15 protein-coding genes are annotated in these 14,570 nt (G+C 70.1%); 10 read left to right on the top strand and 5 right to left on the bottom strand.

What is annotated here, in order from left to right:
• Window positions 1–3: 3 nt before the first annotated feature.
• Window positions 4–420 (bottom strand): plastocyanin/azurin family copper-binding protein, encoded by a 417-nt coding sequence (locus AC5W7N_RS00215; protein WP_228806638.1) that lies wholly within the window; start codon window positions 418–420, stop codon window positions 4–6.
• A 60-nt stretch (window positions 421–480) separates the two neighbouring features.
• Between AC5W7N_RS00215 and AC5W7N_RS00210 the strand changes: the two genes are divergently transcribed.
• The 7 genes from AC5W7N_RS00210 (at window position 481) to tsaD (ending at window position 7,110) form a co-directional block, all read left to right on the top strand.
• Window positions 481–1,917, top strand: coding sequence for an NAD(P)H-hydrate dehydratase (locus AC5W7N_RS00210; RefSeq protein WP_495922994.1), 1,437 nt, complete (start codon window positions 481–483; stop codon window positions 1,915–1,917).
• Window positions 1,918–1,992: 75 nt separating this feature from the next.
• Window positions 1,993–3,123 carry an alanine racemase gene (alr, locus tag AC5W7N_RS00205; protein ID WP_495922993.1) on the top strand — a complete coding sequence of 377 codons (1,131 nt, stop codon included), beginning with the start codon at window positions 1,993–1,995 and terminating at the stop codon, window positions 3,121–3,123.
• Complete coding sequence (locus AC5W7N_RS00200; protein ID WP_495922992.1) at window positions 3,120–4,202, top strand: alpha/beta fold hydrolase; 1,083 nt, start codon at window positions 3,120–3,122, stop codon at window positions 4,200–4,202. Before alr ends, AC5W7N_RS00200 begins: the two co-directional genes overlap by 4 nt.
• Window positions 4,195–4,668: a tRNA (adenosine(37)-N6)-threonylcarbamoyltransferase complex ATPase subunit type 1 TsaE gene (gene tsaE, locus AC5W7N_RS00195; RefSeq protein ID WP_495922991.1), complete on the top strand. Its 474-nt coding sequence runs from the start codon at window positions 4,195–4,197 to the stop codon at window positions 4,666–4,668. Before AC5W7N_RS00200 ends, tsaE begins: the two co-directional genes overlap by 8 nt.
• Window positions 4,669–4,829: 161 nt before the next feature.
• On the top strand, window positions 4,830–5,552 hold the full coding sequence (gene tsaB / locus AC5W7N_RS00190) for a tRNA (adenosine(37)-N6)-threonylcarbamoyltransferase complex dimerization subunit type 1 TsaB (RefSeq protein WP_495922989.1): 723 nt from the start codon (window positions 4,830–4,832) through the stop codon (window positions 5,550–5,552).
• A 2-nt stretch (window positions 5,553–5,554) separates the two neighbouring features.
• Window positions 5,555–6,070, top strand: a complete 516-nt coding sequence (gene rimI / locus AC5W7N_RS00185) for a ribosomal protein S18-alanine N-acetyltransferase (RefSeq protein ID WP_163816995.1) — start codon at window positions 5,555–5,557, stop codon at window positions 6,068–6,070.
• Window positions 6,067–7,110 (top strand): tRNA (adenosine(37)-N6)-threonylcarbamoyltransferase complex transferase subunit TsaD, encoded by a 1,044-nt coding sequence (gene tsaD, locus AC5W7N_RS00180; RefSeq protein ID WP_163816992.1) that lies wholly within the window; start codon window positions 6,067–6,069, stop codon window positions 7,108–7,110. Before rimI ends, tsaD begins: the two co-directional genes overlap by 4 nt.
• Before the next feature lie 48 nt (window positions 7,111–7,158).
• On the opposite strand, the gene AC5W7N_RS00175 is transcribed toward tsaD, so the two are convergent.
• The gene (locus tag AC5W7N_RS00175; protein WP_163816990.1) at window positions 7,159–8,730 is read right to left on the bottom strand and encodes a DUF7159 family protein; all 1,572 of its coding nucleotides are present in this window, start codon (window positions 8,728–8,730) and stop codon (window positions 7,159–7,161) included.
• 597 nt (window positions 8,731–9,327) lie between these two features.
• Between AC5W7N_RS00175 and groES the strand changes: the two genes are divergently transcribed.
• Window positions 9,328–9,630 carry a co-chaperone GroES gene (gene groES / locus AC5W7N_RS00170; protein ID WP_014349218.1) on the top strand — a complete coding sequence of 101 codons (303 nt, stop codon included), beginning with the start codon at window positions 9,328–9,330 and terminating at the stop codon, window positions 9,628–9,630.
• Window positions 9,631–9,735: 105 nt separating this feature from the next.
• Entirely contained in the window at window positions 9,736–11,343 is a 1,608-nt protein-coding gene (gene groL, locus AC5W7N_RS00165; protein ID WP_163816988.1) for a chaperonin GroEL, read from the top strand.
• 140 nt (window positions 11,344–11,483) lie between these two features.
• Here groL and AC5W7N_RS00160 read toward each other — a convergent pair whose 3' ends face one another.
• From AC5W7N_RS00160 to AC5W7N_RS00150, 3 genes are all read right to left on the bottom strand, one after another.
• Window positions 11,484–11,735: an RskA family anti-sigma factor gene (locus AC5W7N_RS00160; protein ID WP_104362060.1), complete on the bottom strand. Its 252-nt coding sequence runs from the start codon at window positions 11,733–11,735 to the stop codon at window positions 11,484–11,486.
• Window position 11,736: 1 nt separating this feature from the next.
• The gene (locus AC5W7N_RS00155; protein WP_163817018.1) at window positions 11,737–12,312 is read right to left on the bottom strand and encodes a sigma-70 family RNA polymerase sigma factor; all 576 of its coding nucleotides are present in this window, start codon (window positions 12,310–12,312) and stop codon (window positions 11,737–11,739) included.
• 356 nt (window positions 12,313–12,668) lie between these two features.
• On the bottom strand, window positions 12,669–12,962 hold the full coding sequence (locus tag AC5W7N_RS00150) for a WhiB family transcriptional regulator (protein ID WP_036533446.1): 294 nt from the start codon (window positions 12,960–12,962) through the stop codon (window positions 12,669–12,671).
• Window positions 12,963–13,645: 683 nt separating this feature from the next.
• Here AC5W7N_RS00150 and AC5W7N_RS00145 point away from each other — a divergent pair.
• Window positions 13,646–14,533, top strand: coding sequence for a hypothetical protein (locus AC5W7N_RS00145; protein WP_195020665.1), 888 nt, complete (start codon window positions 13,646–13,648; stop codon window positions 14,531–14,533).
• The last annotated feature ends 37 nt before the right edge of the window (window positions 14,534–14,570 follow it).

Genomic DNA, 14,570 nt, shown 5'->3' with positions numbered 1-14,570 from the left:
GGCCTACTGCACCGTGATGGTGCCGCGCATCTCGGGATGGATGGGGCACAGGTACCGGAACGATCCCGCGGTGGTGAAGGTGTGGCTCCACTCGCCCTCGGTGAACAGCGGGCTGTTGATGCCCATCGCCTTGTCGCCGATGCCCTGCACGCCGTGCACGACGTCATCGGAGAACTTCCAGGTGACGGTGTCACCGACGGAGATGGTGAGGTCGGCGGGGGAGAACGTCATATCGTCGACTTCGACGACGAAGGTCTGGGCCTGGCCGTTGTCCGCGGCGGGGGCGGAGGTGGCGGCCGGAGTCGCGGTGGTCGTCGGCGCGGAGGCGGGCTCGTCGTCGGAGCCGCAGCCGGACAGTAGCGCCGCCGCGAGGACGAATCCGGTGGCGATGACGGTGGCGTGACGACGCGGCGTAGGCATGATGATCAAGCGTAGTCTGCGGAAGTCGCGGCCCGAGCAACCAGTGGAGGTGCGTGTCCGATGTGTTCGCAGCGGGGCTATTACTCGGTCGACGCGGTCCGGGCGGCCGAGGCGGAACTGTTCACCAGGGTCGCGGCCGGGGTGCCGATGCGGCGGGCGGCTTACGGTCTGGCGACCGTCGTCGCGGGGGAGCTGCGGGCGCGCACCGGGGGTGTCGCGGGGCGGTCGGTGACGCTGCTGGTCGGCTCCGGCGACAACGGTGGGGACGCACTGTGGGCGGGATCGTTCCTGCGGCGCCGCGGTGTTTCGGTCGAGGCGGTGTTGTTGAATCCGGAGCGCGCGCATGCGGAAGGTCTTGCGGCGCTGCGGAAAGCCGGTGGCCGGGTGCGCACCGACGTGGGCCGGCCGGATCTGGTGATCGATGGCATCGTCGGCATCTCCGGGCGCGGGTCGTTGCGGCCACCGGCGGCGGAGCTCGTGTCCCGGATCGAGGCGCCGATAGTCGCGGCGGATCTGCCGAGCGGGGTCGACCCCGATACCGGTGCGGTCGACGGTCCGGCGGTGCGGGCGCAGGTGACGGTCAGCTTCGGCGCCTATAAGCCGGTGCATGCGCTCAATGCGGACCGATGTGGACGAATCGAATTGGTACCCATCGGATTACGGCTACCCGCGCCCGAACTCGCGGCTCTCGAACCGCGCGATATCGGGGCGCGATGGCCGGTGCCGGGCGCCGGCGACGACAAGTACAGCCAGGGCGTCACCGGTGTCTGCGCGGGCAGCGCGGCCTATCCGGGTGCGGCGGTGCTGTGCACCGGGGCGGCCGTGGCGGCGACCTCCGGGATGGTGCGTTATGCGGGCAGCGGCGCGGACCAGGTGCTCGCGCAGTACCCGGAGGTGGTCGCCGCCCGCAATATCGCCTCGACCGGCCGCGTGCAGTCCTGGGTGTTCGGCCCCGGCTCCGGCACCGATGACGGCGCGTGGGCTCGGATGGCGCAGATCCTGTCCACCGACCTGCCGGCGGTCATCGATGCCGACGGCCTGACACTGCTCGCCGACCACCCCGCCATGGCCCGCGACCGCACCGGCCCGACGGTGCTGACCCCGCACGCGGGCGAGTTCGCGCGCCTCACCGGAGAGCCGCTCGGCACCGATCGGGTCGCGGCGGTTCGCGAACTGGCCGAATCGTGGGGGGTGACGGTGCTGCTCAAGGGGCGCGCCACGCTGGTCGCCGAGCCAGGCAAGGCCGTGCTGGTGAACGAGGCGGGCGGTTCCTGGGCCGCGACGGCGGGTGCCGGTGACGTGTTGTCCGGCGTGATCGGCGCGCTGCTCGCAGCGGGTCGGGAACCGGGTTGGTCGGCCGCCGCGGCGGCGCGTGTGCACGCCCTCGCAGCCAACCTCGCCGCCGCCGACGGTCCGGCCGCCGCACCGATCTCGGCGACGCCGCTACTGCACCACCTGCGGCCTGCGATCAGCACGCTGCGCGCCCTCGCTTCCTGACGCCAGGGCGCCTGCTGATCGGCGCACGGTGGTCGCCCGCCCCTCGCCACCGCGTTGGTGGCAGGATCGGGAACCGTGAATGCGCAAGTGGAGACGGTCGTCGATCTGGATGCCATTGCTCATAACGTGCGGATCCTGCGTGAACACGCCGGCGGCGCCGCGGTGATGATCGTGGTGAAGGCCGACGGTTACAACCATGGCGCGGTCGAGGTCGGGCGCGCCGCACTGGCGGCGGGCGCGGCCGAACTCGGCGTCACCACCATCAGCGAAGCGGTGCAGCTGCGCGAGGCCGGGATCACCGCGCCGATCCTGAGCTGGCTCAACAATTCCGACGCCGATTACGGTGCCGCGATCGCCGCCGATATCGAAATCGGCGTGTCCGCGCTGTCGCAGCTGCGGGGTGTGGAGGCGGCGGCACGGCGGCTCGGGCGCACGGCGACGCTCACTCTCAAGGTGGATACCGGCCTCAACCGCAACGGTGTCTCGGTCACCGAATACCCCGCGGTCCTCACCGCGTTGCGTGCTCTCGTCGACGAGCAGGTGGTGCGTTTCCGCGCGATCTTCTCCCATCTGGCGCACGCCGACGAGCCGCACCATCCGATCATCGACGTCCAGCGTGCCCGTTTCGTCGAGGCCATCGCCACCGCCAAGGAATACGGGCTGACACCGGAGATCACCCACCTGGCCAACTCGGCGGCCACCCTGACCCGCCCCGATCTCGCCTTCGACATGGTGCGCCCCGGCATCGCGGTCTACGGGCTGTCACCGGTCCCCGAACTCGGCGATTTCGGTCTGCGCCCGGCCATGACCTTCCAAGCCGAGGTCTCGCTGATCAAACGGGTCGCGGCCGGCGAGGGCGTCTCCTACGGCCATGAATGGATCGCTCCGCACGACACCACCGTCGCGCTCATCCCGGCCGGATACGCCGACGGCGTCTCGCGCAGGCTCGGCGGACGTTTCGAGGTCTGGGTGCGCGGCGCGCGGCGGCCGAGCATCGGACGGGTGTGCATGGATCAGCTGGTCATCGACCTCGGCGAGAACCTCGACGGCGTCACCGAAGGCGATACCGCGGTCCTGTTCGGCAGCGGCGAGGACGGCCTGCCACACGCCCAGGAATGGGCCGACCTGCTCGAGTCCATCCACTACGAAGTGGTGTGTTCGCCCAGGGGCCGGGTGGTCCGGCGGTTCCGAGGCGGCCCGCGATGACCAAACGCAGAGTGACCGTCCTGCGCGGCGGTATGGCGACCGCGGGCCTCGTCGCGGCGTTGGCCGGGGTGCACGCGCTGCGCCGGGCGGGGGCGCGGGTGCTGGTACCGGTGGGCCGCGATCCCTATCGCGGCGAAGATTTCTCGCTGATCGACTCCGACGCGGCCGACGAGGTCCTCGCCGACGACGGTGTGCCGCTGGCCATCCGCACTTGCGGCCCCGCCGCCGCCCCCGTCACCGTCGTCTTCGTGCACGGCTTCTGCAACACCATGGAATCGTTTCACTTCCAGCGCCGCCATCTCGAGCAACGGTGGGGTCCGCAGGTGCGGATGGTGCTGTTCGATCTGCGTGGGCACGGGCGTTCCGGAGCGCCGGAGACCGACAGTTGCACGGTCCGTCAGCTCGGCCGCGACCTCGTGCGCGTCATCGAGGCGAAGGCGCCGGACGGGCCACTGGTGCTGGTCGGGCATTCGCTCGGCGGGATGGCGATCCTGGCCGCGGCGGCCCAGCACCCGGAGCTGTTCGACCAGCGGGTGGCGGGTATCGCATTGCTGTCGACGGCGGCGGCCGAGGTGGCCAGCGCCGGTCTGGGCCAGCTCTTGCGCAATCCCACCCTCGACGGGTTCCGGATGGCGGTGCACACCGCGCCGGCGCTGGTGCAGACCGGGCGGATGACGGCCAAGCATGTGATCGCGCCGATCCTGCACGTCAGCTCGTTCCACGGCTCGGTGAGCCCGACGTTGTCGCGGTTCGCCACCCTGATGATCGACCGCACCCCCGTGGAGACGATCGTCAAATTCCTGAAGGCGATCGAGCTGCACGACGAATCGGCCGCGCTGCCGGTGCTCGCCGATATCCCGGTGCTGATCATGGGCGGCAGACACGACCTGGTGATCCCGTTCCGCAACTCCCGCGCGCTGGCCCGTGAACTGCCGGACGCCGAACTCGTGGAACTGCCGGAGGCGGCGCATATGCCGCAGCTGCAGTTCGCCGACCTGGTCGACGCCGCGCTGGACCGGCTGCTGCTGCGCGCCGGTGTCGTCACCACGACCGACACACCGGAGGTGGCCGGTGACTGAACACCGACGCACACTGCCCACCGTGGCCGACACCGAAGCGCTCGGCCGTGAACTGGCCGCGGGACTGGTCGCGGGCGATCTGGTGGTGCTCGACGGTCCGCTCGGCGCGGGCAAGACCGCTCTGACCCGAGGCATCGCCGCCGGACTCGGGGTACAGGGGCGGGTCAGCTCGCCGACGTTCATCATCGCGCGCAGGCACCGCGCCGGAGAGCGCCGCGACGCGGCTCCGGTGGCGCTGGTGCACGTGGACGCCTACCGCCTCGGCGGCGGGCTCGACGAGCTCGACGCCCTCGACCTCGACACCGATCTGCATGACGCGGTGGTCGTCGTCGAATGGGGTGGCGGCGTCGTCGAGCACCTCACCGACCGTCATCTGCGGGTGCGTCTGGCCCGCGAACCGGAATCGGATGTGCGCGTCGCGCGCTGGGAATGGATCGAGCGCGCGGCCGATCCCGGGCAGGGCTAGCGGCCTACTCGAGCCACCGGCAGCGGTGATCACGCCCACCGGCGCGGGCTCGGCAAGGCTGTGACGTGGGCAACCTCGCACAGGCACGCGCACGCGGCTGCGCGCCGCGACCCTCATGGCTGCGCGGCGCGTGAGGACCAACCGGTATCGTTGGGCCAATCATGCTTGTACTTGCTGTCGACACCGCGACGCCCGCCGTTACAGCGGGATTGGTGGAATTGGAGCAGTCCGCGGCCGGTGCCGAGGCACCGGCCGACGTGCGCACCATCGCCGTCCGGGTGCGGGTCGACGCCCGCGCCCACGCCGAGGTGCTCACCCCGCAGATCCTCGAATGCCTCACCGAGGCAGGGCGATCCAGGACCGATATCGCGGCCGTCGTGGTCGGCGTCGGCCCCGGACCGTTCACCGGATTACGGGTCGGCATGGCCACCGCTGCGGCCTTCGGCGACGCCCTCGGCATCCCGGTGTACGGCGTGTGCAGCCTGGACGCCATCGCCGCCGACGGCGCCCGCGACCTGGCCCCCGGCGCGGAGCTGCTGGTGGTCACCGACGCGCGACGTCGCGAGGTGTACTCGGCGCGCTACCGCGAGGACGAGCCGTGGGCGCTCGGCGGCATCGGCCGTCGCGTCGCCGGCCCCGAGGTCGGTAAACCGGCCGAGCTGGACACCGAGAAGGCCACCGTCATCGCGGGGTCCGCCTCGCACGTGGACCTGTTCGACCTGCCGGTGCTTCCGGTGGAGACCCCGTCACCGGCCGGGCTGGTCCGGGTCGCGGCACCCCAGGTGCTGGCTCGCGCGGTGCCCGATCCGCTGGTCCCGCTGTATCTGCGCAGGCCGGACGCGGTCGAGCAGAGCTACCGCACCCTCGATCGGACAGGGGCGTAGCCGTGGGCATCCGCATCGAACCGATGACGGTCGCCGATATCGACCGCTGCGTGGAACTCGAGCAACTGCTGTTCCCGGAGGACGATCCGTGGCATGCGGTGTCGTTCCGGTCCGAGCTCGCGGCCGGGCACAACCGCTACATCACCGCGCGGGACGAGGACGGCCGCATGGTCGGCTACGCGGGCATCGCGCTGCTCGGTGACGACGAACATCCGGAGGCCGAGGTGCACACCATCGGCGTCGACCCGCAATGCCATCGCGCCGGTATCGGCACCAAGCTGCTCGAAGCGCTGCTCGCCGAGGCCGCCGTGCGCGGCGGGCCGGTGTTCCTCGAGGTCCGCACCGACAATGCCGCGGCCATCGCGCTCTACGCCAAGCACGGCTTCCACATCATCGGCCTGCGCAAGAACTACTACCATCCCAGCGGAGCCGACGCCTACACCATGCGCAGGCCCGCGCTGTCGTCGGCGGGCGCGCAGTGGGGCGAGGCGAATCGACCGGACGAGGTGCTGTCGTGATCGTCATGGGTATCGAGAGCTCCTGCGACGAAACCGGTGTCGGCATCGTGCGGCGCCATCCGGACGGCAGTTGTGAGCTGCTGGCCGACGAGGTCGCCTCGAGTGTCGACCAGCACGCCCGCTTCGGCGGCGTCGTGCCCGAGATCGCTTCGCGTGCGCATCTGGAGGCGATCGTGCCCGCGATGCGGCGCGCGTTGTCGAGTGCGGGCATCGTCGCCCCCGACGCTCTCGCGGTCACCATCGGGCCGGGCCTGGCCGGTGCGTTGCTGGTGGGAGTCGCCGCCGCCAAGGCGTACGCGGCGGCATGGGATGTGCCGTTCTACGCGCTCAACCATCTCGGCGGCCATGTCGCGGTCGATACGCTCGAGCACGGTCCAATGCCGCCGTGTGTGGCGCTGCTGGTCTCGGGCGGGCATACCCACCTGCTGCACGTCACGGATCTGGCCGAGCCGATCGTGGAGCTCGGCAGCACCGTCGACGACGCGGCGGGCGAGGCGTTCGACAAGGTCGCGCGGTTGCTCGGCCTCGGCTTCCCCGGCGGCCCCGCGCTGGACGCGGCCGCCCGCTCCGGCGACCCGAAGGCCATCGCGTTCCCGCGCGGCATGACCGGCCCGCGCGATCCCCGCTACGACTTCTCGTTCTCGGGGTTGAAGACCGCGGTGGCTCGCTATGTCGAGGCCGCCCAACGCGATGGGGTGGCCACGGAGGATCTGCCGATCCCGGATATCGCGGCCTCGTTCCAGGAGGCCGTCGCCGACGTGCTCACCATGAAGGCGGTGCGCGCCGCGCAGGACGTCGGCGTCGGCACGCTGGTGCTCGGCGGCGGCGCGACGGCCAATTCCCGGATCCGCTCGCTGGCCGAAGAGCGTTGCGCGGCGGCCGGTTTGGAGCTGCGAGTGCCGAAGCCGCGGCTGTGCACCGACAACGGAGTGATGATCGCGGCGCTCGGCGCCCACGTGATCGCGGGTGGTGCGAAACCCTCGCCGCTGACCGTGGCGACCGATCCGGGGCTGCCGGTATCGGTCAGTCAGGTGTCCTGAGCCGGTTCACTGCCGGCAGACCACGCGGCCGGCCGACCACCGGCCCGCTCACTGCGTGGGTGCCGTCGGCTGTCCATCCGACGAGCCCGTGCCGGCCCGGGGAATCGGCACGCGGCCCTGCGCGGGCGCCTGAGCCGGCGGCCCGCTCGGCCGAACGGTCGTCGGCGCGGCGCCCGGTGTGGGCGTGCCGCTGGTGCTCGGCTCGGTGTCGGCGCCTTCGCGGCCCGTCTCGGGCGCGGCCCCCGAACCCGATGGCGCGGTGGTGCTCGGCGGGAACAGCGGGCCGAGCAGCTCCGGCAGCTCGGGGAACGGGATCGACGGCAGGTTCGGATCGGGGCGCAGCGTCGGCTGGGTGGACGAGCTGCGCGGGGTGGTCGGTGCGACCCCGGTGGTGCTCGGCAGCTGATCGGGGCTCGGGCTCGGGGCGATCGTGGTGCCGGTGGGACGGACCGGGGACTCGCGCTCGCCGCCGGTGGTGGCGCTGCCTGGCACCGCGGGCGGGTAGGACGTCATCGTCGGCGGTAGCTCGGTGCTGCTGGTGGTGCCCGCCGGGGAGACCTCTTCGCCGGAGGTCGGGGCGAGCGCCTTCACCCCGTAGCCGATGACCAGACCGACGACCACGATCGCACCGGCCAGCGTGCCGACGACCTTGGTGAACGTGCCCACCGGCGCATCCGCGGCGAGCGCGGCGACCGAGCCCGCGGCGGGCTGGGTCTCGTCGGCGAGCAGCGCGGCGCCCTTGGCGATGACGGCGTCCGGATCCGGGACCGTGAGTACGGGGATGTCGAGTTCGTGCTGCAGAGTCTCGACCACGGCGGGAACATTGGCACCGCCGCCGATCACGCAGACCGCTTCCGGACGCTCGGGTGCGCGCCCGAAGGTGACCGCGGTGAACGCGGCCAGCTCGCGCAGCTGATCGGCGATCAGTTCCTCGAAGTCGGTGCGGGTGAGCTTGAGGGGGCGTCCGGCCACGTGGTCGATGGTGACCGCGGGCGCGATGGACAGGTGCTCCTTGGCGGCACGGCCCCGGTTGGTGAGCATGGTCCGGTTGGGGCGGGTACCGCGGCGGGCGTAGTGGGCGTCGACCAGATGGTGGTAGATCAGCTCGTCGATGGCGTTGCCGCCGACGGTGGTGGTGCGCGCCGAATGCAGCACCGTGCCGTCGGCCTGGGTGGCGACGGTGACGGTGACTCCGGACGCGCCGACATCGACCAGCGCGACGGTGCGGTATCGGTCGACGAGGCCGGTGTGGCGGAGGAAGGCGAGCGCGGCGGTGGCCTCGGGCACCAGCTGGAGCTCGTGCTGCTTGCCGGTGGCCGAGCGGATGGCTTGGGCCTGGGCCTTGCTGCGGTAGGCGACCGCGACAGCGGTCGGCGGGCTGCTCAGCGCCGCGTCGAGTTCGAAGGCCTTGGTGCCCGCGTAGCCCGTATCGTGCGGATGGGTCGTCGGCAGCTGGGTGGTCATCAGCTCGATCGACGAGGCGACCAGATCGCCGAGATCGGAATGGGCGTCGGCCGACACCACGCGGTAATCGAAGCTCTGGGCTCCGTTCCCGGCGGTGGCGACGAGCGCCGAGCACACCACCTCGTTCCCGGCGGAGATACCGAGGGATGTTCGCATGTTCACCTCCCTTCGAGCGGATGGTCCTGGTGTCGGGCGACCATCTCGAATGGACTCCCGGAGCACCGCGTGGATGACGATCGAACCGGGTTCGCTATCCGGGCCGTCTCGTTGCCTCTTGGGCGCCGGGACGGTTGTGGATCAGGTGTTGCTTGGGGCTCTACTGTGCAGCTGGCCGGATCGTTCGTGACGGCCTGTCGCTCGCCGGGACGCCGGTTCGTGATGAACCCGGCGGCCGCTGAGCGACCGTCGTCCATACTGTCACAATCCGTTATCCGAACGTTACAGATTTTGTGAAGTAATAGGAAGCCCTCGGCGCTGGGGGCGTGCCGAATGTAGAGATCGGCCCTGCGCTGCGGCGACAGCTGTGCGGACGATCCGGCCGATTGGCACAGCCCGCCCTTGAGCGCTGGCACTCTCGTGTATAGAGTGCTAGTGGCGCTGTGTGATGTGTGTGCCAGTGCCAGTTCGACTACTGAGCAGGTCCCGGCACCCGCGACGACGGGGCTGTGCGCAGGCGTCGGCATCGTGACCGAACCGATGGTCCGGGACAACAGTTCCGGACGACCGTTATCCCCTGAAAGTGGAGGGCTCAACGTGGCGAGCGTGAACATCAAGCCGCTCGAGGACAAGATCCTCGTCCAGGCCAACGAGGCCGAGACGACGACGGCCTCCGGCCTGGTCATCCCGGATACGGCGAAGGAAAAGCCGCAGGAGGGCACCGTTGTCGCCGTCGGCCCCGGCCGGTGGGACGAGGATGGCGAGAAGCGCATCCCGCTGGATGTCCAGGAGGGCGACACCGTCATCTACAGCAAGTACGGCGGCACCGAGATCAAGTACCAGGGTGAGGAATACCTGATCCTGTCCGCGCGCGACGTGCTGGCTGTCGTCAGCAAGTAAGTCATCGCTGCGCATGGCGTTCCGCCCCGGTGTCGACTTCTGACCCCGGGGCGGAGTGCGTTCCGCGCACTGTGACAGCGCACCGAAACACAGGAGCGAACACATATGGCAAAGCAGATCGAGTTCGACGAGAAGGCTCGCCGGGCTCTCGAGCGCGGTGTCGACAAGCTCGCCGACGCGGTGAAGGTCACCCTCGGCCCGCGCGGCCGGCACGTCGTGCTCGCCAAGGCGTTCGGTGGCCCGACCGTGACCAACGACGGTGTCACCATCGCGCGCGACATCGATCTCGAGGACCCGTTCGAGAACCTCGGCGCCCAGCTGGTCAAGAGCGTCGCCACCAAGACCAACGATGTGGCCGGTGACGGCACCACCACCGCCACCGTGCTGGCTCAGGCCCTGGTGCGCGCCGGACTGAAGAACATCGCCGCGGGCGCCAACCCCATCGCGATCGGCTCCGGCATCGCCAAGGCCGCCGACGCCGTCTCCGAGGCGCTGCTGGCGCAGGCCACCCCGGTCTCCGGCGAGCAGGCCATCGCGCAGGTCGCCACCGTCTCCTCGCGGGACGAGGAGATCGGCGAGATGGTCGGCAAGGCGCTGACCACCGTCGGCAAGGACGGCGTGGTCACCGTCGAGGAGTCCTCGACGCTGCAGACCGAGCTCGTGGTCACCGAGGGTGTCCAGTTCGACAAGGGCTACCTCTCGCCCTACTTCGTCACCGATACCGACACCCAGCAGGCCGTGTTCGAGGACGCCTACGTCCTGCTGCACCGGGAAAAGATCACCTCGCTGCCCGATTTCCTGCCGCTGCTGGAGAAGATCGCCGAATCCGGCAAGCCGGTGCTGATCATCGCCGAGGACGTCGAGGGCGAGGCGCTGTCCACCCTGGTGGTCAACGCCATCCGCAAGACGATCAAGGCCGTCGCGGTCAAGGCGCCGTTCTTCGGTGACCGCCGCAAGGCGTTCCTCGACGACCTCGCCGTCGTCACCGCGGGCACCGTGGTCAACCCCGACCTCGGCATCACCCTGCGTGAGGCCGGACTCGAGGTGCTCGGCAAGGCCCGCCGCGTCGTCGTCACCAAGGACGACACCACCATCATCGACGGTGCGGGCACCGCCGAGGACATCGCGGCCCGCGGCGCCCAGCTGCGTCGTGAGATCGAGGCAACCGATTCCGATTGGGATCGGGAGAAGCTCGAGGAGCGGCTGGCCAAGCTGGCCGGTGGCGTCGCGGTGATCAAGGTCGGAGCGGCCACCGAGACCGCCCTCAAGGAACGCAAGTACCGGGTCGAGGACGCGGTCAGCGCGGCCAAGGCCGCGGTCGAGGAGGGCATCGTCCCCGGCGGCGGCACCGCCCTGGTGCAGGCCGGCGCCAAGCTGGTCGAGCTGCGCGAGTCGCTGTCCGGCGACGAGGCGGTCGGCGTCGAGGTGGTCCGCCAGGCGCTGCGCGCGCCGCTGTACTGGATCGCCACCAACGCGGGCGTCGACGGCTCGGTCGTGGTCAGCAAGGTCGCCGAGGGCAAGGAAGGCTTCAACGCCGCCACCCTCAGCTACGGCGATCTGCTCACCGACGGCGTCGTCGATCCGGTGAAGGTGACCCGTTCGGCGGTGATCAACGCCGCGTCGGTGGCCCGGATGGTGCTCACCACCGAGAGCGCGATCGTCGACAAGCCCGCCGACGAGGGCGACGATCACGGGCACGGCCACAGCCACTGACGGGCAGGCCGCGGCCTTCGGGTTGATCGAGCGGACCGTTCATGTTCCCACGGACGTGAACGGTCCGTTCGTCTTTCGGCCGTTCGAGCGCGGGACGCGGAACACCGCAAGAGAATCCGGGGCGATCCCCGGGAAAGAAGTCAGGAAGCGACCGGCGGCTGCTCCGCGGCGATCGCGGTGAGCAGCCGCCCGCGCAGCGCCGCCGGCGGCTGAACAGCCGTCGCGGCGGCGAGCGCTCCGAGGGCCTCCCTGGTGAGGTGCACCTCGGTGATGAACTCGGCACGCCGAGCAGGGTCTTCACTGTCGAGCAGTTCTTGTACCGCTTGATGGTCTTCGTCGTCGATCGATCCGAGCGCGACGGTGTGCGCGAGATCGATCTGCCGTTCGTTCATCTCACGTCACCCCCAAACTTTTCTTCAGTCGTGTCAATCCATCCCGAATTCGGGACTTAACGGTCGGTAACCCTACGCCCAGATGGCTGGCCACCTCGGCGTAGGTTCGCCCGCCGTAGTAGGCGAGCGAGATGGCCTCCCGCTGGGTTTCGGTGAGGTCACCGAGACTGGCCAGGACGGCCTGCTGTTCGAATTTACGCTCGACCTCCTCGGTGACCTCGTCGAAGTCGTTGCCGAGAACCCGTATCCCGTAAGCGACTTCGCGCTGGGTATGGGCCTGCTCGGCCCGCACCCGGTCGACGGCGCGGCGATGTGCCAGCGTCATCAGCCAGGTGGCGGCCGACCCCTTGTCCGGATCGAAACTCGCCGCCGTTCGCCAGACCTGGAGATAGACCTCTTGCGCGGTCTCCTCCGCATAGCCCGGGTCATGGAGGACGCGCAACACCAGACCGTAGACGCGCGCACACGTTCGGTCGTAGAGCTCGGCGAAGGCTTCCTGGTCGGACTGGCCACACCGATGCAAAAGCGCGGCGAGTTCGATGCTTTCAGCTGCGCGTGCCGAGACCGCAGATTCCACGCTGAGTGGAAAGGCTTCTCCACGGAACGAGTCGCCCTCTGCGGCCGGCGGCCGCGTTGTCACAACGCTCCATTCTGTGTCATCGGTCACTACCGTAGCGTGCCGCTATCGGATTCGCTCGGCAGGGGCCCTGTGCGGCAGCGTGCGTTTCGACGCCGACAGGCGCGCTCGGTGGTGACCGAGGGCCTGACGGGCGTTGTCGTGCGTACGAGCCGAACGACCGTGTGCCGGCGCGCGACTCGACCGATAGTGCTGTCAGCAGTTGTTGCTAGGGATTCGGCGCCCTGCGCGATGTGGATGGGAAGGGATTCGCAATCCGTCGCGAACGCGGGCGTACGAGCGTGACCAGCGGCGACTCAGACCGCCATCCGGCGCCGATTGCGCCGGGCATGCATCTCCCGCTCGGTCTCGGACATGCCGCCCCAGATGCCGTAGGGCTCGCTGACTTTGAGGGCGTGGCTGCGGCACTGCATCAGCACCGGGCAGCTGTGGCAGATCTCCTTGGCGCGCATCTCGCGCGCGGTACGGGCGCGACCGCGCTCGCCGTCGGGATGGAAGAACACCGCGGAGTCCACGCCGCGGCAGGATCCGCGCATCTGCCAATCCCAGACATCGGCGTTCGGTCCGGGAAGGTGGGTGGGCATGGGCATGTGTGAACTCCTCGTGGTGCGAGCTCGTCGACGTTGTCGAGCAGGTGGTCTGCAACTTCTCCCGGCGCGGATGGTCATCCGGCCGGGCACATTCCGGCCACGGTGCGGCGTGTGTCGTCCGAGAGCCCGCCAATGATGGTCGCTGCAATTTCGCGCGGCGCCGTCCGTGGCGATGAGTTACGTTAGGTCCCGCCGCGAATTTCCGTCAATAGTTCGGCGCAGCGGTTTCTCAAATGTTCAGCGGCCAAATTTAACCTTGGCACTGTTTACTTTTAACGTTCCTTCCGGCGATAATGGCCGGTTGGCTCGACGGCGCTGTGCCGCCACGTCTTCGGCGTCCGCGAATCAGCGCAGGTGGCGGCTGTATTCAGGATGTTGGTTCGATCGTCGATCCGGCATCGCCCGCCCGGCGTTGCCGAACCGCTCCGCCGGGGGTGTGATCCGGGCAGGGGGAGATGGCGATAACGGGGCGCACGGGTTAATTGCGCGAAACGCATATGAATTCGAGGGGCGCATGCCGGCCGATTGCCGGGGCGAGTTTTACCTGATGGAAACATGACGTGTACCGACACATTCGTTTCTCTGTATGCTTCGCGCGCAAAAGAAAGCTGAACGGTTGCTCGTGGTCCGCATGGCCGCGCCGGGGGCGGTGGACGCGGGACGGGCCGGGATAGAGTGCGGCGGTGTTCGTCCCGGTTCCCCGCCACGACCCGCACGGCGCGCTACTCGCCGACGCCGCCTTCGGCGCCCGACCAGGCGTGTCCGCTACCGAGTTGCCGGTCGCCCGCGATGCGCGTGAAGCCTGGCTGCGCGCGGTGGCGCTCGGCGGTCAGGGCCGCTACGCCGCCGCCCGTGCCGAACTGCGCGAGGTGAACAAGCATCGGGTCGACCCGATGCTCGCGGCTCTCGCGGCATCCACCCGCGGCTCACTGCTCCGTCAACTGGGCTGGCATGCCGTCGCCGCCCGGCACGACGGGGCCGCCGCGGCGCTCGCCGTGCCCGGCGCGGCCGAGGCCCGCACGGAGGAGGGGCACGCGCCGTACCGGCTCGACGCCGCCTGCGACGCGCTGACCGGGCTGGCCGCCGACGCGCTCGGCACCGGACGCACCGATCTGGCCGCCGCCCTACTCGCCCGGGTGCGCGCCCTGCTCGGCGAGGCCGCCGAAGCGCCGAGCCAGGAGCGGCTGCGGCCGGCGATCCGGCTGCACTGGGTGAGCGCCGAGACCGCGCTCGCGTCGGAACGCTTCGCCGCGGCCCTGCCCCAGGCCGAGGCTGCGCTCGCCCTCGCCGAACAAGGCCCTTCGGTGCGACATCAGGTGAAATCGCGACTGCTGCTCGCCGCGGCGACCGCCGCCACCGGGTCCGGTGAGCGGGCCTGCGAGCTCGCCGAGACCGTCGCCGCCGAATGTCGTGCGCACGGGTTGCTGCCGTTGCGCTGGGCCTGTGCCATGTTGCGGACCGGAGTGGCGGTACGTGACATCGATCGCACTGCGGCACAGCGCGAGGCAGCCGAATGCGCAGGCGCCATCGAACGGCTCGGTGGGCGCTTCCGTCCGGCCGCCGCGGGCTGACATTCGTCGCATGCTCCGATCGGCCCCGGTCGGGAGC

The sequence above is a fragment of the Nocardia sp. CDC519 genome, assembly GCF_059509835.1.
Note: the sequence above shows the minus strand (reverse complement) of the source record. Positions and strands in the feature narration are given on the sequence as shown.